Raw genomic sequence first — 25,036 nt, 5'->3', positions numbered from 1 at the left:
GGAACGGCAGATGAGGATCGGTGTCGACATCGGCGGCACGTTCACCGATCTCTGCGCGGTGGACGGCGCCGGGATCGTCGCCGTCGGCAAGGTGCTGACCACGCACGACGAGCCGGCCCGCGCGGTCGAGGAGGGCCTGGCCGCGCTCTTCGCCGACGCCGGGATCGCCGCCGGCGACGTCGAGCAGGTCGTGCACGGGACGACGCTCGTGACGAACGCGCTGATCGAGCGCAAGGGCTCGCGCACCGCGCTGCTCGGGACCGCCGGGTTCCGCGACGTCCTGGAAATGCGGCGCGAACACCGGTACGAGCTGTACGACCTGCTCATCGAACTGCCCGAGCCGCTGGTCCCGCGGCACCTGCGCTTCGACGTCCCGGAGCGGATCCTCGCCGACGGTTCCGTCCACATCGGACTCGACGAGGCGTACGTCGCCCGGCTCGGCCGCGAGCTGGCCGGCCGGGGGATCGACGCCGTCGCGATCTGCTTCCTGCACGCGTTCACCAACCCGGCCCACGAGCGGCGTGCGGCCGAGGTCCTCGCCGACGTCGCGCCCGGCCTGCGGGTCGCGCTGTCGTCGGAGGTCGTGCCCGAGATCCGCGAGTTCGAGCGCGCGTCGACCACGGTCGCGAACGTCTACGTCCAGGACCTCACCGAGCGGTACCTGCGCGATCTCGAACTCCGGCTGCGCCGGCTCGGTGTCGCCGGCGCGCCGCACATCATGCTGTCCAACGGCGGTCTGGCCACTGTGGACACCGCGGCCCGGCACCCGATCCGGATCCTCGAATCCGGCCCGGCCGGGGGTGCGCTGGCGGCGGCCGCGATCGGCCCGGCGGACCTGCTGGCTTTCGACATGGGCGGCACGACGGCGAAACTCTGCCTGATCGCCGGCGGCGCGCCGCTGGTGACGCACCAGTTCGAAGTGGACCGGAAGTACCGGCTGCTGCCCGGCTCCGGGCTGCCGGTGCAGGTGCCGGTCGTCGACATGATCGAGATCGGTGTCGGCGGCGGGTCGATCGCCCGGATCGACGCGCTGGGGTTGCTGACCGTCGGCCCCGACTCGGCCGGCTCCGAACCCGGCCCGGCCTGCTACGCCCGCGGCGGCAGCGAGCCCACGGTCACCGACGCCGACCTGGTGCTCGGCTACCTCGACGCGGGGTACTTCCTCGGCGGCGACATGGGCCTGGATCGAGAGGCCGCGCGGACGGCCATCCGCGAGCGCATCGCCGAGCCGCTCGGCGTCAGCGTCGAAGAGGCCGCGTGGGGCATCCACACGAGTGTCAACGAGGACATGGCGAACGCCGCGCGCGTGCACGCCGTCGAACGCGGCCAGGATCCCGCGCGGCTGCCGATGTACACCTTCGGCGGCGCGGGCCCGGTGCACGGCGTGGGGGTCGCCCGCGCGCTAGGGGCGCCATCGGTCGTCGCGCCGCCGGCCGCGGGGGTGCTCAGCGCGGCCGGGTTCCTGACCGCGCCGCTGGCGTTCGACTTCGTCCGGTCGGCCCGCGCGGCCGTGCTCGATCTGTCGTGGGACCAGGTCGACGCCCTGTTCGCCGAGATGGAGGCCGAAGGCGCGGCGCTGCTCGCAAAGTCTGGTGTGGACGGTGTGACGCACCGGCGGATCGCCGAAATGCGTTATGCCGGACAGGGTTACGAGATCCGCGTCCCGGTCCACGACGGCAGCTGGCCGGACACCCTGATCGACGAGTTCACGCGCACCTACCGCGCGCTGTACCGGCGCTCCGGGCCCGACGTCGGCGTCGAGGTGCTGAACTGGCGGGTCGTCTCCAGCGGTCCAGCTCCGGACGTCAGCCTCCGGCTGGCCGGGCGTGAGACGTCCGGTGCCGCACGCAAGGGCACCCGCAAGGCCTACTTCCCGGCGGCGGGCGGCTTTGTCGACACGGCTGTGTTCGACCGGTACCGGCTCGAACCCGGTGTCCGGGTCGACGGACCGGCCATCGTGGAGGAACGCGAGTCCACTGTGGTCGTCCCACCAGGCGCGCACTGCGTCGTTCGCGAGGACGCCGCGCTGGAGGTGACGGCGTGAGCCCCGCCGACGCACTCCCTCCCGCGGAGGCGGCAATGGGCACCGACCCGATCCTCGTCGGGCTGTTCGGCAACCGGCTGCACTCGATCCTCGCCGAACAGCAGAACGCGCTGGTCAACACGGCCTTCTCCGCCGTCGTCCGCGAATCGCTCGACCTGGCGTGCGCGGTGTTCGACTCCCGCGGCGAGATGATCGGCCAGTCCGTCGGCGGCACGCCCGGCCACATCAACGCGATGGCCACCGGCATGCACCACTTCGTCGCCGCCTACCCGCCGGAGCAGCTCGAACCCGGTGACGTGCTGTTCACCAACGACCCGTGGCAGACCGCCGGGCAGATCAACGACATCACCGTCGCGACGCCGGTGTTCCGGGCCGGCCGGCTGGTCGCGTGGTTCGCGTCGTGCTGTCACGCGCCCGACATCGGCGGCCGGCTGGTGTCCGCCGAAGCGCACGAGGTCTTCGAGGAAGGCCTCCGGCTGCCGATCCTCAAGTTCCTGCGCGCGGGCGAGGTCAACACCGACCTGGAACGGCTGATCCGCGCCAACGTCCGCACGCCGGAGGAGACCATCGGCGATCTGTACGCGCAGGTCACCGGCAACGAGGTCGGCGCGGCGAGCCTGGTGCGGCTGCTGGACGAGTTCGGGCTCGACACGCTCGACGACGTCGCCGCCGAGATCATGAACCGCTCGGAGAACGCCCTGCGGGACGCGCTGCGGGAGCTACCGGACGGGACCTACACCAACAAAATCGTCACCGACGGCTTCGACGACGAAGAGATCGTCCTGCGTGTCACGGCCACTGTGGACGGTGACGAGATCCACCTCGACTTCGCGGGTTCGTCGCCGCAGAGCCGGCGCGGGATCAACGTCGTCCTGAACTACACCCGGGCGTACGCGTCGTTCGCGGTCAAGGCGGCGATCTCGCCGGAGGTGCCGCACAACGCCGGGTCGTTCCGGCCGGTGCACGTGACCGCGCCCGAGGGGTCGGTGCTGAACTGCCGGCCGCCGGCGCCGGTCGCGTCACGGCACCTGATCGGGCACTTCCTGCCGTCGCTGCTGATCGGCGCGCTGCCCGGCGCGGCGCTCGCGCCGAGCGCGGACGCGCTGTGGATGACCATCTGGCGCGGCCCCGGGTTCATGCTCAACGTCTTCCAGACCGGCGGCATGGGCGCGCGGGCGGACAAGGACGGCCTGAACACCACGGGTTTCCCGAGCGGTCTGCGCTCGACGCCGACCGAGGTCATCGAGACCATGGCGCCGCTCGTGCAGTCCGAACGGGTGCTGCGGGTGGATTCCGGCGGCCCCGGGCGCCGGCGCGGCGGCCTCGGACAGGTGACCACGATGGTGGCACACGCCGTGGATTCCTGGAGTGTCAACGGGAACGTCGACCGCGTGCGGGCGGCGGCGTCCGGTGTGGACGGTGGCGGTGCGGGCTCACCCGGACGGTTCGGCTTGCGCGACGGGCCCGATCTGCCGGCGAAGAGCCGCGTTACCCTCGCCGCGGAGTCCGTTGTGGACGTCACGCTCCCCGGCGGTGGCGGTTACGGGCCGCCGCGCGAACGGCCGGTGACGGCCGTGCTCGCGGACGTCGTCGAAGGGTACGTCTCGGCGGCGGCGGCGCGTGAGGTGTACGGCGTCGAAGTGCGGTACCTCGGGGAACCGGACACACTCGTCCGGCTGCCGGAGGACTACGCGGTGGACGAAGAGCAGACAGCACGACTGAGAGCGGGTAAGTGATGGGTCGGTTGGCCGGCAAGGTGGCGGTCGTCTTCGGCGGCGCGCGGGGTATCGGCCTCGCCACGGTGAAGGAGTTCCTCGCCGAGGGCGCGACGGTGTTCGCGTCGGACATCCGCGAGCCCGCCGAGTCCCTGGAGGGCTATCGGCACTCCATAGTGGACGCCACCGACGAGGACCAGGTCGGCGCGTTCGTCGACGGCGTCATCGCCGAAACCGGCCGGATCGACGTGCTGTTCAACAACGTCGGCGGCCACCTCGGCAAGCCGCTGGTCGACACGACACTGGCCGACTTCGACGACATCTTCGCGCTCAACGTGCGGGCGGCGTTCCTGGGCACCCGCGCCGTGCTGCCGCACATGCTCGAGCGCAAGGCGGGCAGCATCGTCACGACGTCGTCGAACGGCGGCGTGATGGGCCGCCCCGGCGACCCGGTCTACAACGCCACCAAGCACGCGCTGGTCGGGCTGACGAAGTCGATCGCCGTCGCCCACGCGCACCAGGGCATCCGCGCCAACACGGTGAACCCGGGCGCGATCGACACCGACATGCTGCGCGGCACGCTCGCGTCCCCGGAGGAGTTCGAGACCAAGCAGCACCAGCTCGTCGCGAGCACGCCGGCCGCTCGCGTCGGCGAGGCGTGGGAAGTCGCGAAGGCCGTGGTGTTCCTGGCCAGTGACGAGTCGCGCTTCATCAACGGCGTCGTGCTGCCGATCGACGGCGCGAAGGCCGCGGGGGCGATGCCGGGCAACCGGTACAGCCTCGACTTCGAACTCGGCGTCAGGTAACGGAGTCCCGATGTCCACTGTGGACGCCTCGGGGCTGGAGCGCGAGCGGCACCTGCTCGCGCGCAGCGGCACGGCCGAGCGGGTGGCCGCGATCCTGCGCCAGTACATCACCGACGGCGTCTTCGCCCCCGGTGAACGGCTTTCCGAGCCGGTGATCAGCTCGGCGCTGGGCGTCTCGCGCAACACACTGCGCGAGTCGTTCCAGCTGCTGGCCCACGAACGGCTGGCCGTGCACGAGCTGAACCGCGGTGTGTTCGTGCGCGAACTGACCACTGAGGACATCGAAGACCTCTACGTCGTGCGCCGGGCCACCGAATGTGGTGCCCTGCGCCGCGCGGCCGAACGATCCACTGTGGACCTGACGGCGGCCGAGGGCGCGTTGCGGGACGGGCGCGCGGCCGCGGAAGCCGAGGACTGGCCGGCGGTCGGCACCGCGAGCATCCACTTCCACCAGGCGCTCGCCGATCTCGCCGGCAGTGAACGGATCTCCGCCACGATGCGCCAGGTCCTCGCCGAAACCCGGTTGTTCTTCGTGCTCAACGAGAACACCCGCGAGTTCTACGAGCCGTTCCTCGAGTGCCACGAGCAGATCCTGAACGACTTGCGCGGTGGCCGGTTCGACGTCGCGGAGGCTGCGTTGGACCGCTACCTCCGCGACGCCGAAGCCTGGCTCATCGACCTCAGCAGGTGATCGTGGCGTTCGCCCAGTCGGCGTGGTCGTTGGTGTTGCCGTCGCCGCCGTCGGTCACCGACAGCTCCAGGACCTGGACGCCGGAGAGCTGCGCGGTCAGGGGCTGAGCCTTGTCTCCGGGGTGCATGACGCCGGTGGCGGCCAGCTCCTTGCCGTCCCCGAGGAGACGGAACCCCACACTGCCACCGGAGTTCTCGTCGTCCAGGCCGACCAGCGTGCTGACCGACGTGCAGCCCGCGCCGACGTAGATCCGCACGCTCGACGGGGCGTGGGCGCCGATCCCGTCGTCGTAGCCGGTGCCGGCGATGGTGATCTTGTGGCCGTCACCCGCTTGGGCCTCGCCGTTGCTCGTGCCGCGTTCGACCGGGCCCCAGCCGTTGTCGGATGACATCCACGGAGCCTTCGACAACGCCGTCGTCCCCGCCGCCGGCCGCGAGACGAGCGGCGACGTGCCTTCCGACGCCAGGTTGCGCTTGCCCCACAGGGTCAGGTAGCTCGCCTTCGCGGTGAGCGTGACGTGATCGCCGGTGGGAGCGACGGGCTTGAAGGTGACCGCTTTTTGCCAGCTCTTCCCGGGCAGGACGACCGGCACCGTGAACGTGCCGGGCCCGGCCAGCTTCCAGCCCGCGGGTGCCGTGACGCTGGTGCGGACGTCCGCGATCGGCGTGCTGCCGTCGTTGGTCACCTTCAGCGTCGTCGTCAGCGGCCGGTCGGCGGGCACGTAGTCCGGGCTCGGCAGGGCCAGCGTCGTCAGCGGCGCGGCCGCCGGGTGGGTGGCCGGCCAGACGCGGAACACGGCCGAGCCGTGGGACGGCACGGCGGCCCGGAGAGTGCCGGCGGTCTCGGTTTCGGTGCCGTTCCAGAGGTCGCGGACGCGGTAGTCGCGCGCCTTGAGGCCGAGGTCCTTCGCCGTCGTGCTCATCGCCGCGCTCGCCGGGCCGCGGTTGAACAGCACGACCGCGGCCGAGCCGTCGGACATCGGCTTGGCCCAGACCTCGGTGTCGCCGTCGTCGCGGATCTTGTGGCCCTGCGTGCCCGCCCAGTCCTGGTCCAGCGCGATGACGTCCTTGTTCTCCAGGATCTTCTTGTTCGCCGCCGACATCGCGGGCAGGTCGTTCCCGGCCAGCAGCGGCGCGTTCAGCAGCGCCCAGAGCGAGAAGTGCGAGCGGTACTCGGCGTCGGTCATGCCGCCGTTGCCGACCTCGAGCATGTCCGGGTCGTTCCAGCCGCCGGGGCCGGCGTACTTCTCCAGGCCGACCTGCTGGTCGAGGATGCCGGTCATGCTGCCCCAGTTGTCGCTGATGTCGCCGGTGGTGCGCCACAGCTGCGCGCCGGCGTCGCGGCCCCAGGTCCACGGGTCGTTCTCGCCCCATTCGCAGAGCGCGTAGATCATCGGGCGGCCGGTCTTCGCGATCGCGTCGCCCATCTTGGTGTAGCGCTCGATCGCCGGGCGGCCCTGGTTGTTGCAGTTGTCGTACTTGAGGTAGTCGACGTCCCAGTCGGCGAACGACTGCGCGTCCGCCTCCTCGTGGTCGAGCGCGCCGGGCATGGTCTTCTGGCAGGTCAGCGTGCCGGCGCTGGTGTAGATGCCGAGCTTGAGGCCGAGCCCGTGGACGTAGTCGGCGAGAGCCTTGATGCCGTGCGGGAACTTCTCGTGGTTGGGTTCGAGCTTGCCGTCGGCCGTGCGGTTCTGTTCGGCCCAGCAGTCGTCGATGTTGACGTACTGGTAACCCGCGTCCTTCATGCCGGACGACACGAGCGCGTCGGCGGCGCCGCGGATCAGGTCTTCGTTGATGTCGCAGCCGAACTTGTTCCAGCTGTTCCAGCCCATCGGCGGCCGGTCGCCGACGCGCTGGGCGGCGAAGTACCGGGGTTCCGCGGCCGCGGCTTGCGTGACCGTGACCAGCGTGGCGCAGACGGCCAGCGTGGCCGCCATTCCAACAAGACGACGCATCGTTCCCTCCAGGAGTGCGCAACTCTGCACAGACTCGATCAACAATCAACACGATGGGAGTGATCGCCGTCTAGGTCCGTTGGTAGGAAATCCATTTCCCGAGAGCGCGAGGTAGAAAGGGGCGGACGCCGCCGAGCCCGACGAGGAGCCGTTGATGCCCCCTGCCCCTGACGGATTCCGGCCGCTGGACGGGATCAAGGTCGTCGACCTCTCCCGCATCCTCGCCGGGCCGTACTGCACGCAGTACCTCGGCGAGATGGGCGCCGACGTCGTCAAGGTCGAGCCGCCGGGCCACGGCGACGACACCCGCGGCTGGGGCCCGCCGTTCGTCGGCGACGAGGCCGTCTACTACCTCGCGGCGAACCGGAACAAGCGCGGGATCGTCCTCGACCTCAAGAGCGACCGCGGCCGGGACGCGCTGCGCCGGCTGGTCGCCGGCGCCGATGTGCTCGTCGAGAACTTCCGGCCGGGGACGCTGGAGAAGTGGGGGATCGACTACACCGCGCTGGCGGCGGTGAACCCGCGGCTGATCCACGTGTCGATCACCGGGTTCGGCCAGACCGGGCCCTACCGCGACCGCGCGGGCTACGACCTGGTCGCGCAGGCCCTCGGCGGCGTCATGTCGCTGACCGGCGAGCCCGACGGCCCGCCGGCGAAGGTCGGGCTGCCGGTGGCCGACCTCAACGCCGGGACGTGGGCGATCATCGCCGTGCTGATGGCGCTGCAGGCCCGGCACACCACCGGCCGCGGCCAGTACCTCGACGTGTCCCTTTTGGACAGTCAGCTGGCGTGGCACACCTACGCGGCGGGCGCGCACTTCTACGACACCCCGCGGCCGCGCCGGATGGGCTCGGCGCACCCGAGCATCGTCCCGTATCAGGCGTACCACGTCTCCGACGGCTGGCTGATCATCGCGGTGGGCAGCGAAAAGCTGTGGCACGCGTTCTGCGGGGTGCTCGGCTTGGACATCGCATCGGACCCCCGGTTCTCTTCGAACGCCGCGCGCGCGGCGCACCGGGATGCGCTGAACGCGCTGCTGGAGCCGGTGCTGCGGACCCGCGCGGCGGCGGACTGGCTGAAGGCCTTCGACACGGCGGGCATCCCGGCGGCTCCGATCAACCAGATCGACGACGTGTACGCGGACCCGTGGACGGCCGCGCGTGACCAGGTGGTGCGGTTGCCGCACCCGACGGTGGGGACGTACGTGGGCACCGGGTTCCCGGTGAAGGCTTCGGATACACCGGCGCGGCCGACGTCCGCGCCGCCGACGCTGGGGCAGCACACTTCGGAGGTGCTGGCGGAGCTGGGTTATTCGGAAGCGGAGATCGCGGAGTTCCTGGGGTGAGGCTCAGTTCGTGCCGGACGCGAGGACCGGGTCGGGCCACGTGCAGCCTTTGCCGGAGGAACCACCACGCGACGGTGCCGAGGGCCGGCACCGCGAACCCCGCCGGGGCTGGTCTGCGCCTGCCGCTGGGGGCGGCGGAAGCCCCGCGGTTGGTCGGCCAAGCGGCGTCGTTGTTACAGGTTGTGGTGCCGTTCCGGCCAGTCCGGACCGCCGAACTGTGCACGATGGAGTGTTCGCGCTCATTGCTTCGCCCTGGTAAGGATGAGGGCGCGACCTGAGGAGGACCGATGTCAGCACAGCCGAAGCACGCCCTCTGGCACCCGTTTGCCGATATGGGGGCCGTCGACGGGGATCGGATGGTCATCACCCGCGGTGAGGGCTCCTACGTCTGGGACGACGCCGGGCGGCGGTACTTCGATGCCACCGCGTCGCTCTGGTACGCCAACTTCGGGCACGGGCGGCCGGAGATCACCGAGGCCGTCGGCAAGCAGCTGCGGGCGCTCGACTCGTACAACCTGTTCGGCTACAACGCGAACGAGCCGGCGATCGAGCTGGCCGACCGCGTCGCCGAGCTCGCGCCGACCCCCGGGTCGAAGGTGTTCTTCGGCTCCGGTGGCGGGGACGTCATCGACACCGCCGTGAAGCTCGCGCGCGCCTACTTCGCGCAGACCGGGCGGCCGGAGAAGGTGCACGTCATCGGCCGGACGCAGGGGTACCACGGCACGCACGGGTTCGGCACGGCCGTCGGCGGTATCCCGGCCAACGCGGCCGGCGTCGGCCCGCAGCCGCCCGAGTTCTCGCACGTTCCGTTCGACGACGCCGGCGCGCTCGAGGCCGAGATCCAGCGGGTGGGCGCGGCCAACGTCGCGGCGTTCTTCTGCGAACCCGTCATCGGCGCGGGCGGCGTGCTGCTGCCGCCGGACGGGTACATCGAAGCGGTCGCGGAGATCTGCCGCCGCCACGACGTCCTGTTCGTCGCGGACTGCGTCATCGCCGCGTGGGGCCGGATCGGCACGTGGTTCGGCATCGACCGGTGGTCGGTGCAACCCGACATGATCACGACGGCGAAGGGCATCACCGGCGGGACCATCCCGCTCGGCGCGCTGATCGTGGCCCCGCGCGTGGCGGAACCGTTCTTCACCGGCGCGCCCGGCGCCCCGATCTTCCGCCACGGCGCGACGTACGCCGGGCACCCCGTCGCCTGCGCGGCGGGCCTCGCCACGCTGGACATCTACGAGCGTGACGGCCTGATCCCGCGCGGCCGCGAACTCGAGAAGCCGCTCGCCGACGCCGTGTCGGGTGTCAGCGACCACCCGCTGGTCAAAGAGGTCCGCGCCGGCCTGGGCTTCCTCGCCGCGGTGGAGCTGACGGCGGAAGTCATGGACGCCGACCCGGGCGCCCCGGTCAAGCTGCAGCGCGCGTGCCGCGACGAGGGTGTGATCGTGCGCAACCTCGGCCGCGGGATCGCCGTGTCGCCGCCGCTGATCGCGGCCGAACCGGAACTCGACCTCCTGGCCACGGCGCTGCCGAAGGCCCTGGACCGCCTGCGCTGAAACGGTGAACGGCTCATTCCTGTCCTCCGACGGCAGGAATGAGCCGTTCACCCTGCGTGTCACGACACGCAGAACTCGTTGCCCTCCGGGTCCGCGACCGTCACCCAGCTGTGCGGCCCCTGCTGCCCGCGGTGCAGGAACTTCGCGCCCCGCGTGGTCAGCTTCTCCACCGTCGCGTCGACGTTGGCCGCGCCGACCCAGACGTCGAGGTGGAGCCGGTTCTTCACGGTCTTGGGCTCCGGGACCAGCTGGAAGAGCACCCGCTTCGGTGGACCTTCCGGTGGAGAGTCCGGGTGCCGGATGGCCGCACCCGTCTTCCACACCAAGGCCCCGTTGTGCGTCTTCGTCTCCGCGTCGCTCGCGTAGCCCTTCGCGATCATCTCGCGGATGAAGTTCTCGTCGGTCGGTTCCACGGTCCAGCCGAGCGTCTCGGCCCACCAGTCGGCGAGCACGTGCGGGTCGGCCGAGTCCACGGTCACCTGGAAGTCATACGCCATACCGGCACGTTAACGACCGAGTCCGACATTTTCCGGAACGCGAGGTCTTCGGGCACCACCGTGAACCGCCACTTGTCGACGCCGCCGCCCATGATCTCGGCGTACCGGCGGGCGCCGTCCGCGTTCGCGAAACGCACTTGCTGGCCGTTCGTCAGGTGGGTGATCTTGACCGCCACGCTGCCTCCTCAGACTCCCCGAAAAGATTGGGCCGGCCCGCGGAGCTTCCCCCTCCGGGACCGGCCCGCACAGTAGAACACATGTTCGACTGGTCGCGCCAGTGGATCCCCCAGGTAGGGGAGAAAAGAGCATTTGTGCAGGTCAGAGTGGGCGGATCATCGCCACGCGCGGCCAGGCGTCCAGGCCGCGGGCGGCTTCGGAGCGGCGGATGTCACGCAGCCCGTCGCCGATTTCGGCGTCCTCGACGACCCGGAACCGCAACCGCTCGTAGTACGGCGCGTTCCACGGCACCTCGGTGAACGTCGTGAGCGTGAGCGCCGGCAGGCCGCGCTCGGCCGCCCACACGGCGAGCGTCTCGATGAGCGCGCGGCCGATTCCACGCCGCGCGTGGCCGGGCCGGACCGAGACCTGCTCGATGTGCGCGTGCCCGTCGACGACCTCCGCGACGAGGTAGGCGACCGGGCGGTCGTCGGCGTCGACGCTCACCCAGGCGCGGTTGTCGGCCTGGTAGACCGACAGTTCCGCCACCGAACCCGGGTCGTCGTCGGCGATCGCGGCCATGTCGAGGTCGCGGAAGATCCGCCCGGCCTCGCGCTCGATGTCGATCAGGACGGGCAGGTCGTCGGGGCGCGCGAGCCGGATCACCTTCGCATTCCTACTCGCGCGCCCGCTCCGGCGCGCGGGATTTTTACAGCGAATACGACGAAAACGTCCGCTGGATGCGGTTCGCGTAGCCCTGCAGCGCGGTGATCGCGGTGTCGCGGGCGCTTTCGGTGATCCGGGCGGCGGGGCCGGCCATGGTCAGCACGGTCGGCCGTTTGCCCATCGTCGGCACCGGGACCGAACAGGCCCAGACGCCTTCGTCGATTTCCCCGGAACTGAGCGAGAACCTGTTCTCCTGCGCGAACTTCAGCTCGTCGCGCACGCCGATGCCGTACTGGTCGATGATCGGCGGCAGCCGCCGGTCCCGTTCGATTTCCGGCAGCAGCGCGAGCAGCATCTTGCCGGACGCGCCGAGCCCGAGCGGCACCGAATGCCCGGGCTCGAAGGTGAACCGCATGGCCCGGTCGCACTCGACGCGGTCCGCGCACACCGCGGCGTCGCCGAACTGCTGGAACAGCATCACGGTCTCGCCGAGTTCGCGAGCCGCTTCCTCCATGGCCGGCTTGGCCAGCCGGACGAGGTCGTTCGCCAGCTGCGCGGCCCGCGCGAGCGGCATCACCTGGCTGGTCAGGTGGTAGTGGCCGGCGGTGCCCTCTTCGAGCAGCTGCAGCTCCTTGAGCAGGGCGACGTAGCGGTAGGTCGTCGCGACCGGGGTGCCGATCGTGGCGGCCAGCTCGGCGACGCTGGCCTCCCACCGGCGTTCGGAGAACGCGAGCAGCAGCTGCAGGACCTTCCGGGAACTGCTGGCACCGGGGGTACGGCGGGGGGAAGTGGTGGCGGAACCGTCGACCGGACTGACGGCAGGCGTCATCATGACCTCTCGGTGGGACAAAAACGACCTTCGCTATCACACGGGGTGAATAAATTAGCACGTTGCGTGAAACGAAAGCCAGCATTCCCAACGGGATACGGCAAGCGGCTCCGGCGGTGTGACTGCTTCGCAGGTCACGGCGGTGTCGACCCGGCCGGCCCGGCCTCGGCCCGGGGACAATTGAATATCGACCGAAACGTGCCGAACTCGCTTTTGTTTGTAGTACCCGGAAATCGGGTGCGCCGGACTGGGCGGCGTGACGGTGTGGCTGAGCTGCGGTGGGACGAGTTCCGGTTCCCCGCCCACAACGAGATCGACGTCGATCGGCTCGGTCCCCGAGCGGTCAGCGTTCGAGGAACGGCGTCAGCAGCCCCGGGAGAGCCCGGTCGGCGAGCGTCAGCCCGTCCGTCTCGCCGACGTCCAGGACGCGGTAGTGGCCCTTGCCCGCCGCGACCGGGGCGATCACCGTGACCAAGCCCGCGCGGCGCTGGAAGAACGAGCGCTCGACCACGACGCCCGTCATGCCGTCGCACCGGACCACCGCCGTGCCGCGGTCCAGCGAGCCCGAGCGCGTCACCAGGTAGCGGCCCGTCAGCGCGTGGCCGAGGCCGCGGTAGCGGTCCCAGCCCACCAAGGCCGCGAACGGCAGCAGCACCACGGCCACCTGCCACGGCCAGTCCGGGAGCGCGCCCAGCCACGACAGCGCGTAGAGCGCCGCGGCGAGCACCAGCACGCCGATCACCGCGCGGGACAGCCGGCGGTAGAGGGCGCGGCGGGGGTGGCGCACCAGCGGCGTCGCCGCGGGGTCTTCGCCGAGGACCGCCGCGACGACTTCGTGGACGCGGGCGACCGGGGCCGGGGGCAGCAGCAGGCCGCCGCTCTTGTCCGCGCCCTTGCCTTCACGCAGGCCGCTCGCGATGGCGACGCAGCGGGCGCCGCCCGCCAGGCGCAGCGGCAGCGGCTCGCGGACCTCGACGCCGCGCAGCCGGTCCTCTTCGATCGACACCGAGCGCGTCGTGATCAGCCCGCGCCGGATGTGCAGCGTGCCGGCGGGCTCGCGGGTGAGCCGGAAGTTCCAGAATGACAGGATGTACCCGCCGACCGACAGCACCGACACGAGCACCAGCAGCCCGACGGCGGCGAGCACCACGCTCAGCCACGTCGGGGTGTCGGCGAAGTGCCCGACGACCGTCCGGACCAGCGAGAACTGGACCGGGTCGAAGTGCAGTTCGTGCGCGAAGTGGTAGACGGTGCCGACGGCGGCACCCACCACCGCCAGCCCCGACAGCGTGAACGGCGCGTACCGCAGCCAGCGCTTGTCGACGGCGGCGATCAGCTGCTCCGGCGGCGCGGCGGGCTCGTCCGCGGCGTCCGCGGCCACCGCGACGGGCGCCTTGCGGTGCAGCAGCAGCGTCCGCAGCCGCTGGGCCTCGGCAACTGTGACGGCGTCGAGCACCAGCTCGTCCTTGTTCGGCCCCTTGCCGTGGTTGTGGCGCCCGGTGCCGATCCGGGCCGCCGCCAGCGAGAACAGCCGGTGCTTGGGCTCGGAGGTGACGTCGACCGTGCGGATCCGGTCGCGCGGGATGGCCCGCTGCTTGCGCAGCAGCAGCCCGGTGTGCCACTCGACCTGCGACTCGGTGATCCGGTAACGCGACGTCAGCACGTGCGAGACGCCGGTGAAGACGGCGATCGCGGTGAAGGCCAGGCCGATCCACTGCCACGGCTCACCGTGGCCGAACAGCAACGCGCCCAGCAGCACCGGCAGCGACTTCACCAGGTCCAGCACCGGCCGGATGAGCAGCATGCGCCGGTCGAGGTGGTGCCACGGCGCGTCCTGCGTGCCCTCGGCGGGCCGGACCACGGCCGTCCCGGTGTCGGCGGTGCTGCTCATGTCGCGTCCCCCCGGATCGCTTGCGTCGTCTTCGTCAGCTCGTCGGCCAGCTCCAGCGCGCGGTCGTGCCGCAGGCCCGCGATGCGCAGCGGGCCGGCCGCGGACGCCGTCGTCACCGTGATCTTCGCCAGCCCGAAGAGCTGCTCGAACGGGTCGCGCTCGATGTCGACGGTCTGGATCCGCGAGACCGGCGCGATCCGCCACTGCTGCTTCAGCCAGCCCGCCTGCGTGTAGACGGCCTCGCCGGTGACCTCCCAGCGGTGCACGCGGTAGCGCCACTGCGGCATCACGATCAGGTGCAGCGGGCCGAGCACGCACGAGATCACCAGCGTCACGTCGAGGAACGCGGGCGCGTCGTCGCTGGTCGCCACGATGAGCGTCTGCACCCCGATCAGCACGATCCAGAGGATCGCGGCGGTCGTCGTCCAGTAGCCGATGGCCCGGCGGCTGACCCGGTGTGCCGGCGGCCGCAGCCGCAGGGCCGTACTCGTGGTGTGTTCGCTCACCGCTTCAGCGTGCCCGATCGGTGGCTTGCGCGCCCACGACAAGTGTCACGATGCCGATCCGGTCCGGCCTCGATCGCATGGCGTTACGATCGCCGGCACGGCCGGTGGAATGGAATCCCCGTCGGGGTGTGTTGTGCTTGAAGGATTCGCATAAGTGTCGGCGAGCAGTGAGCAGGAGGATCCGGTGGGATTCGATCCCGACGACCTGTACGAGGTGGACTCGGACGTCCCCGACCTGACCGGGGCGGTGTTGCTGCACCACTTCGAGGGGTTCATGGACGCGGGTTCGGCGGGTCGTCTGCTGGCCGAGCACCTGCTGAGCGGGGAACACCGGGTGGTCGCGCGGTTCGACGTCGACCGCCTCATCGACTACCGCTCGCGGCGCCCGACGATGACCTACGCGGTGGACCACTGGGAGGACTACGACGCCCCGGAACTGGTCGTCCACCTGCTGCACGACGCCGACGAGACGCCGTTCCTGCTGCTGTCCGGCCCGGAGCCCGACCACGACTGGGAGCGGTTCTGCGCCGCGGTCCGCAACCTCGTCGAACGCTGGGGCGTCCGGCTGACCGCCGGCTTCCACGGCATCCCGATGGGCGCGCCGCACACCCGCCCGCTCGGCGTCACCGCGCACGCCACCCGCCAGGACCTGGTCGGCGAGCACCAGCCGCTGCCCAACCGGCTGCAGGTCCCGGGCAGCGCCGCCGCGCTGCTGGAGTACCGCTTCGGCGAGTGGGGACACGACGCGGTCGGCTTCGCCGCGCACGTGCCCCACTACCTCGCGCAGCTGGCCTACCCGACCGCGTCGCTCAACCTGCTCGAGGCGCTGGGCCGCGCGACCGGGCTGAACCTGGCCGTCGGCGAGCTGCGCACGGCCGCGGACCTCGCCGCCGCCGAGATCGAACGGCAGATCGCCGCGTCCGACGAAAACGCCGGCGACGTCGTCCGCGCGCTGGAGCGGCAGTACGACGCGTTCGTCGAGGCCTCCGAGAAGGGCAGCCTGCTCGCGGAGTCCGTCGAGCACATGCCGACCGCCGAGGAGCTCGGGACGCAGTTCGAGCGGTTCCTCGCCGAGCAGAACGGCGGCGAGACCCCGGAGCGTTAGGCCACGGCCAGCAGCACCCGCGAGTGCTTCGGCGTCGTCGCCTCGTCGACGAGCGCGAGCGCGAAGTCGGCGTAGGCGAACGTCTCGGCCGGGATGAGCGTGGTGACGGCCGTGCGGTAGGTGCCTGTGCCGTCGCCTTCGCCCAGCATCACCGGCGGCGGCGCGACGACCAGCCAATCCAGGCCGCTCTCGCGCAGTACGGCCAGCTCGGCCGCGTGCCCCAGCGAGAACTCGCGGTGCGCGGCCGGGAAGCCCGGCGCGTCGTGCACCGCGACGCCGGGCGCCGTCTCCAGCGTCGTCCCGATCCCGGCGACGACCAGCCGGCCGACCCCGGCTCGGGTCAGGCCGCGCACGAGCGCTTCGGCGGCGGCCGGGAAGAACGCGGCCGATGCCGTTCCGGCGGCGTACGCGACGCTGATGACCGCGTCGTGCCCGGCCACCACCGCCGCCACGCTGTCCGCGTCGGTGACGTCGGCCGCGACCCCCTCGTGGCGACCCGGGTCGCGCACCGCCGCGGTGACCTCGTGGCCCCTCCTGGTCGCCTCGGCGACGACCCGCTGCCCGGCCCGCCCGCCTGCGCCGAACACGATGATCCTGCTCATGGAATCCCCTTCCGTCGCCGGTGAAACTAGGCTCGGGGGTGCCGGTTACCGCAACGAAATCGGCGTCGACCTGGGGGTGTGCGATGACGACCTACGACCGCATCGGTGTCGGTTACGCGCTGGGCAGGCGGACCGACCCGCGCTGGCTCGCGCCGCTGCTCGACGCGCTGGGGGACGCGCGCGCGGTGCTCGACGTCGGCTCCGGCACGGGCTCCTACGAGCCGCCCGGGCGGCGGGTCACCGCGGTCGAGCCGTCCGCGGCGATGATCCGGCAACGCCGTCCCGGCGCCGCGCCGGTGGTGCGCGCGGTCGCGGAGGCCCTGCCGTTCGCGGCGGGCACGTTCGACGCCGCGCTCGCGGTGCTGACCGTGCACCACTGGCCGGACTGGCGGCGCGGCCTCGCCGAACTGCGCCGGGTGGCGCCCCGGCAGGTCGTGCTGGCCTACGACACCGGGCGCCACAACGACTTCTGGCTGGTGCGCGAGTACGTGCCGGAGGTGGCGGAGCTGGAGCGGTCGCGCCCGTCGGCGTCGGACATCGCGGCTTTCCTGGGAGCGCGGAGCGTGGTCCCGCTGCCGGTGCCGTGGGACTTCACCGACGGTGTTTTCCCGGCCCACTGGCGGCGCCCGGAGGCCTACCTCGACCCGGCGGTGCGGCGGGCGTGCTCGGCCCTCGCCCAGACGGCGCCCGATGCTGTGGCGCGCGGCATCACCCGGCTGCGCGCGGACCTCGAGTCCGGTCGCTGGCACGAAGAGCACCGGGACCTGCTGGACCTGCCGGAATGGGACGCGGGCTTCCGGCTCGTCGTGAGTGTTCAGGGCGGTTCTAACCGCCCTGAACACTCACGAGAGGCGACCACGGGGTGAGGTACCGTCCCGAGATGAACCAGACGGAATCCCGTTCTTCCGCAACAAAAACCTTGAGGCGCACGCTGGGGAAGCTGTTGTTCCGGGTGGCCTCGAAAGTGCACGACCCGTACACCGATCAGCTGAACCGGATGGCCACGGAGCTGCGCGAGGAGATCGTCCGTCAGGGTGACCGGCTGCTCGATCGGGTGGTGGAGTTCGAGATCCGCAGCCGCCGCGACATCGTCTACGCCGGTGACCAGGACGCGGCCCTGGAGAGCAACGTCTTCGCCCGCGAGCACCTGGTCGGCGCCCCGCACTTCGGCAAGCCGAAGCAGACGCTCGAGTACGCGCTTTCCCTGGCGCCCCAAGGCGGAATGGCGCTGGAGTTCGGCGTCGCGTCCGGCAACACGCTGCGGACGATCACCCGCGCCCGCGGCAGCGAGCAGGTCTACGGCTTCGACTCCTTCGACGGCCTGCCCGAGGCGTGGCTCAACGGCATGCCCGCGGGCGCGTTCGCCCGCGACGACCTGCCGGACGTCCCGGGCGCCGAGCTGGTTGTCGGCCTGTTCGCCGACAGCCTCCCGGGATTCCTGCAGCAGCACCCCGGCCGCGTCGATTTCCTGCACGTGGACGGCGATCTCTACAGCTCCGCCAAGACCGTCCTCGACCTCTGCGGGCCGCGGCTGCGCGCCGGCAGCATCGTGCACTTCGACGAGTTCTTCAACTTCCCCGGCTGGCAGCGGCACGAGTACCGCGCCTGGACGGAGTACGTCGAGCGCACCGGCGTCGAGTTCGAATACGTGGCGTACACCTACAACGACAACCAGGTGACGGTGAAGATCACGAAGGTGTAGGTGGCCCGTCGGCGATCTCACGCAGCTCGAGCGAGCCGGCCTCGGCCCACGGGTGCCGCGAAGCGACTTCGACGGCCGTTTCGCGGTCGGGGCAGTCGAGGATGACGTAGCCGCCGATCTGCTCCTTGGTCTCGGCGAACGGGCCGTCGGTGAGCAGCACGTCGCCGTCGCGCACGCGCAGCGTCTTCGCTTCGGACGGCGGGCGCAGGCCGGTGCCGGTCTGCGAGATCCCGCGCCGTGCCAGGTCGGCGCCCCATTCGTGGCAGCGCCGGGCCATCTCCGGGCCGGCGGCCGCTTCCGCGGATTCGTCGCCGCAGAGCAGGAGCAGGTATCGCATGCGGTCAGCATGCCACGCTCAGCCGAAGCAGCCTTCCTCATTGAGCGGCCCGAACGACGGCAGCAGGAGCCCGCACAGGTAACCGTCGACCCACCGGCCGTTGCCGGAGAGGTTGACGGCGAGGCGGACCAGCGGCGCGAACCCGCGGATCCCGGCGGCGAGCGCGTCCTGGTTGCGCTGCAGCATCGACGTCAGCTGGTCGAGCTGGGTGAGCAACGGCCCGAGCCGCACCTCGTTGTCGGTGATGAGCCCGGACAGCTCGGTGGCCAGCTGCCGCGAGCCGTCGAGCAGGGACGTGATCGCGCCTTCGCGGCGGCTCACCTCTTCGAGCAGCTGGTTGCCGTCGTTCAGGATCTGCCGCACGGCGGCGTCGCGGTCGACGAGCGTCCGCGAAGCCGTCCGGGTGTTGGCGAGCAGCGTGGAGAGCTGGCTGTCGCGGGAGGCGAGGGTGTCCGAAAGCCGCGACAGCCCGGTGAGCGCCGCCCGGACGCTCTCCGGTGTGTTCGCCAGCGTCGCCGACAGCGTGTCGAAGCTCTTCGCCAGCTGCGCGGTGTCGATCCTGTCCACTGTGGACGAAAGCTCGCCGAACGCGGTGAGGACGTCGTAGGGGACGGTCGTGCGCGCGCGGGGGATCGGCGTGTCCGGGTCGAGGGTGCCTTCACCCTGCGGGTCGAGCGCCAGGAACTTCTGGCCCAGCACGGTTTTCAGCCGGATCGCCGCGCTCGTCGTGTCGCCCAGCCACGCGCCCTTCGCCTGGAACGACACCAGGACGTGGTCGCCGCGCAGGCGGATGTCCGAGACGCGGCCGACCTTCACCCCGGCGATCCGGACGTCGTTGCCCTCGAACAGGCCCGCGGCTTCGCCGAACTCGGCGGAATACGTCGTCCCGTCGCCGATCACCGGCAGGGACCGGGCGTTCAGCGCGGTCACCATGCCCAGGCCCAGCACCGCGATTCCGACGAGTGCCGTCCGGACCGGGGCGCCATCGGCCCGGCGTATTGACATGGCGTCAAGAGTGACGCACCTCACGCCGGGCCGCCAGCGTAGTCCCCCGAAGAGAGGAAGATCGCCGCGTCACGCCGCGGTGAGCACCGGATATTCGCGGTACTCCAGCGCGTTGGCCGCCCGGTCGGTCATCCAGGTGAAGACGCGGCCGAACAGCCGGGTGCTCAGCATCTTGTAGGCGCGGTTGCGGCTGCGGATCTTCGCGGCCGTGCGCGGCGCGAGGAAGTTGCCCGAGCCCTTGCCGTTCTTCTGCCCGACCGCGGCCGGTTTGCGCAGCCGCTCCTCGTACTTCGCGAACGCCGTCACGTGATCGCCGCCGGCCGCCGCGAGCTCCCCGGCCAGCACCTGGGCGCCCATCATCGCCAGCCCGGTGCCGGACCCGCCCGGCCCGGCGCACCACGCGGCGTCGCCGAGCAGCACGACCCGGCCCCGCGACCAGCGGTCGAGGTGGATCTGGCTGATCGAGTCGACGTAGAGGTCGGTGGCCGCGGGCAGGGACTCGAGCAGCTTCGGCGTCTCCCAGCCGGTGTCCGCGAACAGCCGCGCGACCAGCGCGCGCTGCTCGCCGGCACTGCGGCGGCCGAACTCGACGCCGTCGGCGGCGAAGACCAGCCCGACGTGCAGCCGGTCCGCGTGCCGGTGGCTGCCGACCGTCAGGCCGCGGCCGGGCTCGTTGTACATGACGCTCGTGTGGTCGAGCCCGAGGTGGTTGGGCGCGGTGAACCCGGCGATGCCGAAGCCGAGGTCGCGGCGGAAATCCGCCTCCGGCCCGAACGCCGCGGCCCGCACCCCCGAGTGCACGCCGTCGGCCCCGACGACCAGGTCGAACTTCCGCGGCGCCCCGCGGGAGAAGGTGACCTCGACGCCGTCGGCGTGCTCGGTCAGGCTCGTGACGCGGTCGCCGAAGACGTACTCGGTGTAGCTCCTGGTGTGCTCGTACAGGACGCGGGCGAGGTCGCCGCGCAGGATCTCGACCTCGCCGCTCCACGCGGCGCCGGGCACGGTCAGCTGCGGCTTCGCGTCGAGGCCGAGCACGGTCTGCTCGCCCATCGCCGTCTCGTACCGGCGGACGTCGTCGAGGACGCCCATCGCGGCCAGTAGCTTCACCTGCTCACCCCGGAAGTCGACGGCCTGGCCGCCGGGCCGCAGCTCCGGCGCGGTCTCGACGACGGTGACCCGGTAGCCGTGGCGGTGCAGCCAGTAGGCCGCGGACGGGCCGGCGATGCTGGCCCCGGACACGAGCACGGTCTTGGCGGTCATCGGGAGTTCCTCTCGGTCGGTGATGACCGAAGACTGCCGAGGCCCGCTGACGGGTCCCGCACCGTTCACTGACGGTGCCGCCACTCGCTGGGCGACACGCCGTAAGCCGCGCGGAACCGGCGGGTGAAGTGGGTCGGATCCTTGAACCCCCAGCGGCGGGCGACCGCGGCGATCGGGAGGTGCCGGTCGGCCAGGTCGGCGCGGGCCGCCGCCAGCCGGGCCGTGATGATCCACTGCTCGAGGCGGACGTCCGCGGCCGCGCAGGCCCGGTAGAGCTGGCGCGGCGACACCGCGAGCGCGGCGGCGACCGACGCGGGGGACAGGCCGGGGTCGCCGAGGTGGCGCCGCACGTGGGTCTGCACCTGGGTGATCAGCGCCGGCTCCTCGCCCGCCGCGCTCACCAGCAGCGCCCGGACCAGATCGACGCACACGCGGCCCAGCGCGTCCGCCGACGGCGTCGCGCTGAGGACGTCGGCGTCGCGGGCCAGGTCCCGGACGTGGTGCGCGACCAGCCGGTGGAGCGGGCTCGCCGCGAGCCGCGGTGCCGCCCGGCCGACCGTCGCCGCGGACAGGCCCAGCTCGCCCAGCGGGACGTGCAGCGTCCGCGGCGCGTCATGGCCCTGCCAGACGAACGTGACCGGCCGCGGGGTGGCGAGCAGGCTCAGCTCGCCGGAGCGCTCCCCGCGTGGCAGGGGAACTCCGGCCGGCTCGACGCGGGAGAGCGTCACCGGCCCGAACGACCACCAGGCGAGCTGCGTCTCGAAACCCACGGTCATGAAGCCAGTCAACCGGACCGCTCGGCGTCCCGACAGCGCCCGGATCCCGCAATCGCGTGGCGCGGACGGCCGAGGGCCGGGCACCGAGAGCCGATCCGGCACGCGCCGGGCGCTCCTAGGCTCGGTTTCTCGGAGAAAAGAGGTCGTGATGCCTTTCGCTCGCACTTCCGACGGTGCCGAGATCTTCTACAAGGACTGGGGTTCCGGGCCGCCGGTGGTGTTCAGCCACGGCTGGCCGCTGAACGCCGACGCGTGGGATCCGCAGCTGAACCTGGTGGCGTCCAACGGGTTCCGCGCGATCGCGCACGACCGGCGTGGCCACGGCCGGTCCAGCCAGACGTGGACCGGCAACGACATGGACACCTACGCCGACGACCTCGCCGCGCTCATCGAGTCGCTGGACCTGACCGGCGTCGTGCTCGTCGGGCACTCCACCGGCGGCGGTGAGGTGACGCGCTACCTGGGCCGGCACGGCACCGAGCGCGTCCGCAAGGCCGTGCTGCTGGGCGCGGTGCCGCCGCTGATGTTGCAGACGGCGGCCAACCCCGGTGGCCTGCCGCTGAGCGCGTTCGACGACATCCGCGCCGGCGTCGCGGCCGACCGGTCGCAGTTCTACCAGGACCTGTCCGCGCCCTTCTACGGCGCGAACCGGCCGGGATCGACGGTCTCGCAGGGCCTGCGCGACCAGTTCTGGCGACTGAGCATGCAGGTCGGGCTCAAGGCGGCCTACGACTGCGTCGCGCAGTTCTCCGAGCAGGACTTCACCGGCGACCTCGGCAAGATCGAGATCCCGGTGCTGGTGGTGCACGGCGACGACGACCAGATCGTGCCGATCGACGCGGCCGGCCGGCGCAGCGCCGAGATCCTGCCGAACGCCACCCTCGTCGTCCACGAGGGCGCGCCGCACGGCCTGTGCGGCGACCACGAGACTCGGTTCAACGCCGAGCTGCTCGAATTCATCCGGGAGTGACCGTGACCGTCCCCGCACCCACCGCTCAGGAACTGGCCGAGGTCGAGCGGGCCAACACCTCCGGCAAGCAGCCGGTCGTGTTCGTCCACGGGCTGTGGCTGCTCGACACCAGCTGGGACCGCTGGGCCGAGTTCTTCGAGGCCGCGGGCTACGCCGCGGTCACCCCGGGCTGGCCCGACGACCCGGCCACGGTCGAGGAGGCCCGGGCGAACCCGGACGTCTTCGCCAACAAGAGCGTCGGCGACGTCGCGGCCTACCAGCAGGCCATCGTCGAGAAGCTGGACCGCAAGCCGGCGATCATCGGGCACTCGTTCGGCGGGCTGCTCGTCCAGATGCTGGCCGGCCGCGGGCTGTCGGCCGCGACCGTCGCGATCGACCCGGCGCCATCCCGCGGGGTGCTGCCGCTGCCGGCCAGCGCGCTCAAGGCGTCTTCGGCGGTGCTGACGAACCCGGCCAACCGGCACCGCGCGGTGGCGCTGACGTTCGAGCAGTTCAAGTACGGCTTCGCCAACGCCGTCAGCGACGAAGAGGCCCACGAGCTGTACGAGAAGTACCACGTCGCCGGTTCGGGCGTGCCGATCTTCCAGGCCGCGTTCGCGAACATCAACCCGCGCACCGAGGTCAAGGCCGACAACCTCAACCCCGACCGCGGCCCGCTGCTGGTCATCTCCGGCGAGCACGACCACCAGGTGCCGCACGCCATCGCGCACGCCACCTACGAGCGGCAGCTGAAGAACCCGGGGACGACGGAGTTCGCCGAGCTCCCCGGCCGCGGGCACTCGCTGACCATCGACAGCGGCTGGCGGGAGGTGGCTGCCACCGCGCTCGACTTCGTCGGCCGGTTCGTCAAGTAATCGCAGGTCACGCGGGTATGGGCCAAGTTGGCCGGTGATGTCGGGGTTCCACTGGCTAGCATGGCCCGGTGGACCGTTCCGCCGCAGGCCGGATCCAGCAGGACGCCGACGAGGCCGTCGAGGCTCGCATTCTGGACGCCGCCGCGCACCTCATCGCCGAGGAAGGCTTCGGCAAGATGAAGCTCGGCGGGGTCTGCGCGCGCTCGGGGTACGCGAAAGCCGTGATCTACCAGCACTTCGGCGACAAGGACGGCCTCGGCGGCAAGCTGGTCGAGTACGCCGTCGAGGAGTTCACCGACGCCTACAGCGAAGCGGTGGCGGCCCGGACCGGGTCCGCCACCGCGACGCCGATGGACATGCTGCGGGCGCTGCTGGACATCATCTTCGAGCTCATCACCACGATGCCGACGCTCAACCACGCGTTCCTGGCCCTCTGGGGCGACGCGTCGGCGGAAAGCTCGGCCATGCGCGCCGCCCTGACCGAGGCCGACCGCCGGTTCCGCTTCGCCATCGCCCAGACCGTCGCCAGCGGGATCGCCGACGGCACCATCACGGGCGTCCGGGACGCCGACGCGTACGCGTCCGCGCTGCTCGCCCAGCTGCGGGGGATCTCGATGCAGGCGCTGATCGATCCGGACGGCATCGACCTGCGCGGCGTCCGCGCCGAACTGGAGCGCGGCGTCGACCGGCTGTCCGCGGGATTCCGCGGCACGCTACAGGCTGAAGGCGACTGACCGCAGCACCAGCACGGCGACGAACACCAGCGTGAAGGCGAGATCGAGCGAGATCCCGCCGAGCCGCACCGGCCGCACGACGCGGCGCACCGGCCCGATGACGGGCTCGGTCGCCGCGTAGGCCAGCCCGCGGGCCCGCCGGGTCCACGGCGGGCTGGTGCCCGCCACGGCGACCCAGTCCAGCACCATCCGCGCGATCAGCACGAGCATGTACAGGGTCAGCGCGAACCCCAGCAACGTCCCCAACGCACCCATCGGTCCTCCTCCGTCTTGCTACCCGGTGAACGCGCGGGAGCGGCGGGGAGTGCCAGGTCTGTCCGGTTTCACAGCTTTTCGACAGGATCAGCCCATGTATTCGAGCGGGACGCTGGTGAAGCCGGCCACTTCGGTGGGGATCTGCAGTTGGTCCGCCTTGGCCGATGCGACGAGCGTCCGGAGCATATTGGACAGTACCGCCGTGATCGCGGTCTTGTCCGTCGTGTGTGCCTCCGCGATGAACGCAGCCTTGGTGGCGATCTTGCCGAGCACTTCCTGTACGGCCTTGCCGAAGCCGTAGGTGATCACATGCGGGTGTCGCGGCCAGTCGTCGTCAGCCAAGGCGGCGAAAGCATTTTGCCAGCCGGAGTCGGTGGGGAGGCCGTCGGTCATGATGAAGACTGCGGGCCGGAGCACCGCCTTGCCGGTGGCGTTCAACGCCGGAATATCGCGGTCGATTTGCTCCCGCAAGAGCGTGAAGACCTTTCCGTAACTGGTTCGCCCGTTGCAGGAAAACTGGGGGAGCGACTGGAGATCGCCGAGATCGGTCATCTCCACGACTACCTCCGCTTCGTCGTTGAAACTGACAATGGACACGTGCGCGAACTCGCCGACCAACGGGCTTTCGGCAAGGGTGTTGTAGAGCTCTTCGAGCGTGTCGTTCAGCAGCTTTTCGTTTTCGGCCATCGAACTCGAGGTGTCGAAGACGAAGTACGTTGGGAGGCACTTGCTCTTGGTGAATTCCGGAGACATCGTGGTTCCTTCGATCAGAAGCCGGGTGGG

At 71.2% G+C, this 25,036-nt stretch carries 26 protein-coding genes; 12 read left to right on the top strand and 14 right to left on the bottom strand.

Annotated features, from left to right (window positions below; genetic code table 11):
- Positions 1-10 precede the first annotated feature (10 nt).
- The 4 genes from OHS18_RS22975 to OHS18_RS22960 are packed head-to-tail and all read left to right on the top strand — an operon-like array spanning position 11 to position 5,256.
- Positions 11-2,044, top strand: coding sequence for a hydantoinase/oxoprolinase family protein (locus OHS18_RS22975; RefSeq protein WP_328618449.1), 2,034 nt, complete (start codon positions 11-13; stop codon positions 2,042-2,044).
- Between the two features lie 35 nt (positions 2,045-2,079).
- Positions 2,080-3,780 (top strand): hydantoinase B/oxoprolinase family protein, encoded by a 1,701-nt coding sequence (locus OHS18_RS22970; protein WP_328618448.1) that lies wholly within the window; start codon positions 2,080-2,082, stop codon positions 3,778-3,780.
- On the top strand, positions 3,780-4,565 hold the full coding sequence (locus tag OHS18_RS22965; RefSeq protein WP_328618447.1) for an SDR family NAD(P)-dependent oxidoreductase: 786 nt from the start codon (positions 3,780-3,782) through the stop codon (positions 4,563-4,565). Before OHS18_RS22970 ends, OHS18_RS22965 begins: the two co-directional genes overlap by 1 nt.
- A gap of 10 nt (positions 4,566-4,575) precedes the next feature.
- Positions 4,576-5,256: a GntR family transcriptional regulator gene (locus OHS18_RS22960; RefSeq protein ID WP_328618446.1), complete on the top strand. Its 681-nt coding sequence runs from the start codon at positions 4,576-4,578 to the stop codon at positions 5,254-5,256.
- On the opposite strand, the gene OHS18_RS22955 is transcribed toward OHS18_RS22960, so the two are convergent.
- Positions 5,246-7,210 (bottom strand): NPCBM/NEW2 domain-containing protein, encoded by a 1,965-nt coding sequence (locus tag OHS18_RS22955; RefSeq protein ID WP_442875409.1) that lies wholly within the window; start codon positions 7,208-7,210, stop codon positions 5,246-5,248. The two genes, OHS18_RS22960 and OHS18_RS22955, sit on opposite strands and share 11 nt — an antisense overlap.
- Positions 7,211-7,364: 154 nt before the next feature.
- On the opposite strand from OHS18_RS22955, the gene OHS18_RS22950 reads away from it, so the two are divergent.
- Both OHS18_RS22950 and OHS18_RS22945 read left to right on the top strand, forming a co-directional pair.
- Positions 7,365-8,555 carry a CaiB/BaiF CoA transferase family protein gene (locus tag OHS18_RS22950; protein ID WP_328618445.1) on the top strand — a complete coding sequence of 397 codons (1,191 nt, stop codon included), beginning with the start codon at positions 7,365-7,367 and terminating at the stop codon, positions 8,553-8,555.
- A gap of 287 nt (positions 8,556-8,842) precedes the next feature.
- Positions 8,843-10,108 carry an aminotransferase family protein gene (locus OHS18_RS22945; RefSeq protein WP_328618444.1) on the top strand — a complete coding sequence of 422 codons (1,266 nt, stop codon included), beginning with the start codon at positions 8,843-8,845 and terminating at the stop codon, positions 10,106-10,108.
- Between the two features lie 59 nt (positions 10,109-10,167).
- Here OHS18_RS22945 and OHS18_RS22940 read toward each other — a convergent pair whose 3' ends face one another.
- The 6 genes from OHS18_RS22940 to OHS18_RS22915 all read right to left on the bottom strand — a co-directional run bounded on the left by OHS18_RS22940 (position 10,168) and on the right by OHS18_RS22915 (position 14,653).
- Positions 10,168-10,605 (bottom strand): VOC family protein, encoded by a 438-nt coding sequence (locus OHS18_RS22940; protein WP_328449440.1) that lies wholly within the window; start codon positions 10,603-10,605, stop codon positions 10,168-10,170.
- Positions 10,584-10,781, bottom strand: coding sequence for a hypothetical protein (locus OHS18_RS22935; RefSeq protein ID WP_328449441.1), 198 nt, complete (start codon positions 10,779-10,781; stop codon positions 10,584-10,586). Before OHS18_RS22935 ends, OHS18_RS22940 begins: the two co-directional genes overlap by 22 nt.
- 142 nt (positions 10,782-10,923) lie before the next feature.
- Positions 10,924-11,427, bottom strand: coding sequence for a GNAT family N-acetyltransferase (locus OHS18_RS22930; protein WP_328618443.1), 504 nt, complete (start codon positions 11,425-11,427; stop codon positions 10,924-10,926).
- A gap of 43 nt (positions 11,428-11,470) precedes the next feature.
- Complete coding sequence (locus tag OHS18_RS22925; RefSeq protein WP_328459215.1) at positions 11,471-12,256, bottom strand: IclR family transcriptional regulator; 786 nt, start codon at positions 12,254-12,256, stop codon at positions 11,471-11,473.
- A 343-nt stretch (positions 12,257-12,599) separates the two neighbouring features.
- Positions 12,600-14,147 (bottom strand): PH domain-containing protein, encoded by a 1,548-nt coding sequence (locus OHS18_RS22920; RefSeq protein ID WP_328618442.1) that lies wholly within the window; start codon positions 14,145-14,147, stop codon positions 12,600-12,602.
- Positions 14,144-14,653, bottom strand: coding sequence for a PH domain-containing protein (locus tag OHS18_RS22915; RefSeq protein WP_328449445.1), 510 nt, complete (start codon positions 14,651-14,653; stop codon positions 14,144-14,146). Before OHS18_RS22915 ends, OHS18_RS22920 begins: the two co-directional genes overlap by 4 nt.
- 184 nt (positions 14,654-14,837) lie before the next feature.
- Between OHS18_RS22915 and OHS18_RS22910 the strand changes: the two genes are divergently transcribed.
- Positions 14,838-15,758, top strand: coding sequence for a proteasome assembly chaperone family protein (locus tag OHS18_RS22910; RefSeq protein ID WP_328449447.1), 921 nt, complete (start codon positions 14,838-14,840; stop codon positions 15,756-15,758).
- Here OHS18_RS22910 and OHS18_RS22905 read toward each other — a convergent pair.
- Positions 15,755-16,360 carry an NAD(P)-dependent oxidoreductase gene (locus OHS18_RS22905; protein WP_328618441.1) on the bottom strand — a complete coding sequence of 202 codons (606 nt, stop codon included), beginning with the start codon at positions 16,358-16,360 and terminating at the stop codon, positions 15,755-15,757. The genes OHS18_RS22910 and OHS18_RS22905 overlap by 4 nt on opposite strands.
- Before the next feature lie 83 nt (positions 16,361-16,443).
- Between OHS18_RS22905 and OHS18_RS22900 the strand changes: the two genes are divergently transcribed.
- Positions 16,444-17,226: a class I SAM-dependent methyltransferase gene (locus tag OHS18_RS22900; RefSeq protein WP_328618440.1), complete on the top strand. Its 783-nt coding sequence runs from the start codon at positions 16,444-16,446 to the stop codon at positions 17,224-17,226.
- Between the two features lie 14 nt (positions 17,227-17,240).
- The gene (locus OHS18_RS22895; protein ID WP_328618439.1) at positions 17,241-18,062 is read left to right on the top strand and encodes a class I SAM-dependent methyltransferase; all 822 of its coding nucleotides are present in this window, start codon (positions 17,241-17,243) and stop codon (positions 18,060-18,062) included.
- On the opposite strand, the gene OHS18_RS22890 is transcribed toward OHS18_RS22895, so the two are convergent.
- The 4 genes from OHS18_RS22890 to OHS18_RS22875 all read right to left on the bottom strand — a co-directional run bounded on the left by OHS18_RS22890 (position 18,049) and on the right by OHS18_RS22875 (position 21,440).
- Complete coding sequence (locus OHS18_RS22890) at positions 18,049-18,399, bottom strand: YciI family protein (protein ID WP_328618438.1); 351 nt, start codon at positions 18,397-18,399, stop codon at positions 18,049-18,051. The two genes, OHS18_RS22895 and OHS18_RS22890, sit on opposite strands and share 14 nt — an antisense overlap.
- An 18-nt stretch (positions 18,400-18,417) precedes the next feature.
- On the bottom strand, positions 18,418-19,404 hold the full coding sequence (locus tag OHS18_RS22885) for an MCE family protein (RefSeq protein WP_328618437.1): 987 nt from the start codon (positions 19,402-19,404) through the stop codon (positions 18,418-18,420).
- A gap of 69 nt (positions 19,405-19,473) precedes the next feature.
- Positions 19,474-20,664: an FAD-dependent monooxygenase gene (locus tag OHS18_RS22880; protein WP_328618436.1), complete on the bottom strand. Its 1,191-nt coding sequence runs from the start codon at positions 20,662-20,664 to the stop codon at positions 19,474-19,476.
- 65 nt (positions 20,665-20,729) lie between these two features.
- Positions 20,730-21,440 carry a helix-turn-helix domain-containing protein gene (locus OHS18_RS22875; protein ID WP_328618435.1) on the bottom strand — a complete coding sequence of 237 codons (711 nt, stop codon included), beginning with the start codon at positions 21,438-21,440 and terminating at the stop codon, positions 20,730-20,732.
- 148 nt (positions 21,441-21,588) lie between these two features.
- Between OHS18_RS22875 and OHS18_RS22870 the strand changes: the two genes are divergently transcribed.
- The 3 genes from OHS18_RS22870 to OHS18_RS22860 all read left to right on the top strand — a co-directional run bounded on the left by OHS18_RS22870 (position 21,589) and on the right by OHS18_RS22860 (position 23,998).
- Positions 21,589-22,410: an alpha/beta fold hydrolase gene (locus OHS18_RS22870; protein ID WP_328449463.1), complete on the top strand. Its 822-nt coding sequence runs from the start codon at positions 21,589-21,591 to the stop codon at positions 22,408-22,410.
- Positions 22,411-22,412: 2 nt separating this feature from the next.
- On the top strand, positions 22,413-23,264 hold the full coding sequence (locus OHS18_RS22865) for an alpha/beta hydrolase (protein WP_328449465.1): 852 nt from the start codon (positions 22,413-22,415) through the stop codon (positions 23,262-23,264).
- Positions 23,265-23,332: 68 nt separating this feature from the next.
- Positions 23,333-23,998: a TetR/AcrR family transcriptional regulator gene (locus OHS18_RS22860; protein WP_328449467.1), complete on the top strand. Its 666-nt coding sequence runs from the start codon at positions 23,333-23,335 to the stop codon at positions 23,996-23,998.
- Here the strand turns inward: OHS18_RS22860 and OHS18_RS22855 are convergent.
- Positions 23,978-24,253: a YggT family protein gene (locus OHS18_RS22855; protein ID WP_328618434.1), complete on the bottom strand. Its 276-nt coding sequence runs from the start codon at positions 24,251-24,253 to the stop codon at positions 23,978-23,980. The two genes, OHS18_RS22860 and OHS18_RS22855, sit on opposite strands and share 21 nt — an antisense overlap.
- 87 nt (positions 24,254-24,340) lie before the next feature.
- Positions 24,341-25,006, bottom strand: a complete 666-nt coding sequence (locus OHS18_RS22850) for a vWA domain-containing protein (protein WP_328618433.1) — start codon at positions 25,004-25,006, stop codon at positions 24,341-24,343.
- Positions 25,007-25,036: the final 30 nt, after the last annotated feature.

Source organism: Amycolatopsis sp. NBC_00355, from assembly GCF_036104975.1.
Taxonomy (GTDB): domain Bacteria; phylum Actinomycetota; class Actinomycetes; order Mycobacteriales; family Pseudonocardiaceae; genus Amycolatopsis.
This window is presented reverse-complemented; position numbering and strand designations above follow the sequence as displayed.

Coding starts and splice junctions, on each gene's coding strand:
- OHS18_RS22970 (WP_328618448.1), top strand. CDS start 2,080: ATGGGCACCGACCCGATCCTCGTCGGGCTGTTCGGCAACCGGCTGCAC.
- OHS18_RS22965 (WP_328618447.1), top strand. CDS start 3,780: ATGGGTCGGTTGGCCGGCAAGGTGGCGGTCGTCTTCGGCGGCGCGCGG.
- OHS18_RS22950 (WP_328618445.1), top strand. CDS start 7,365: ATGCCCCCTGCCCCTGACGGATTCCGGCCGCTGGACGGGATCAAGGTC.
- OHS18_RS22975 (WP_328618449.1), top strand. CDS start 11: ATGAGGATCGGTGTCGACATCGGCGGCACGTTCACCGATCTCTGCGCG.
- OHS18_RS22920 (WP_328618442.1), bottom strand. CDS start 14,147: ATGAGCAGCACCGCCGACACCGGGACGGCCGTGGTCCGGCCCGCCGAG.
- OHS18_RS22880 (WP_328618436.1), bottom strand. CDS start 20,664: ATGACCGCCAAGACCGTGCTCGTGTCCGGGGCCAGCATCGCCGGCCCG.
- OHS18_RS22895 (WP_328618439.1), top strand. CDS start 17,241: ATGAACCAGACGGAATCCCGTTCTTCCGCAACAAAAACCTTGAGGCGC.
- OHS18_RS22855 (WP_328618434.1), bottom strand. CDS start 24,253: ATGGGTGCGTTGGGGACGTTGCTGGGGTTCGCGCTGACCCTGTACATG.
- OHS18_RS22945 (WP_328618444.1), top strand. CDS start 8,843: ATGTCAGCACAGCCGAAGCACGCCCTCTGGCACCCGTTTGCCGATATG.
- OHS18_RS22885 (WP_328618437.1), bottom strand. CDS start 19,404: ATGTCAATACGCCGGGCCGATGGCGCCCCGGTCCGGACGGCACTCGTC.
- OHS18_RS22875 (WP_328618435.1), bottom strand. CDS start 21,440: ATGACCGTGGGTTTCGAGACGCAGCTCGCCTGGTGGTCGTTCGGGCCG.
- OHS18_RS22890 (WP_328618438.1), bottom strand. CDS start 18,399: ATGCGATACCTGCTCCTGCTCTGCGGCGACGAATCCGCGGAAGCGGCC.
- OHS18_RS22940 (WP_328449440.1), bottom strand. CDS start 10,605: ATGGCGTATGACTTCCAGGTGACCGTGGACTCGGCCGACCCGCACGTG.
- OHS18_RS22850 (WP_328618433.1), bottom strand. CDS start 25,006: ATGTCTCCGGAATTCACCAAGAGCAAGTGCCTCCCAACGTACTTCGTC.
- OHS18_RS22900 (WP_328618440.1), top strand. CDS start 16,444: ATGACGACCTACGACCGCATCGGTGTCGGTTACGCGCTGGGCAGGCGG.
- OHS18_RS22955 (WP_442875409.1), bottom strand. CDS start 7,210: ATGCGTCGTCTTGTTGGAATGGCGGCCACGCTGGCCGTCTGCGCCACG.
- OHS18_RS22960 (WP_328618446.1), top strand. CDS start 4,576: ATGTCCACTGTGGACGCCTCGGGGCTGGAGCGCGAGCGGCACCTGCTC.
- OHS18_RS22905 (WP_328618441.1), bottom strand. CDS start 16,360: ATGAGCAGGATCATCGTGTTCGGCGCAGGCGGGCGGGCCGGGCAGCGG.
- OHS18_RS22925 (WP_328459215.1), bottom strand. CDS start 12,256: ATGACGCCTGCCGTCAGTCCGGTCGACGGTTCCGCCACCACTTCCCCC.
- OHS18_RS22870 (WP_328449463.1), top strand. CDS start 21,589: ATGCCTTTCGCTCGCACTTCCGACGGTGCCGAGATCTTCTACAAGGAC.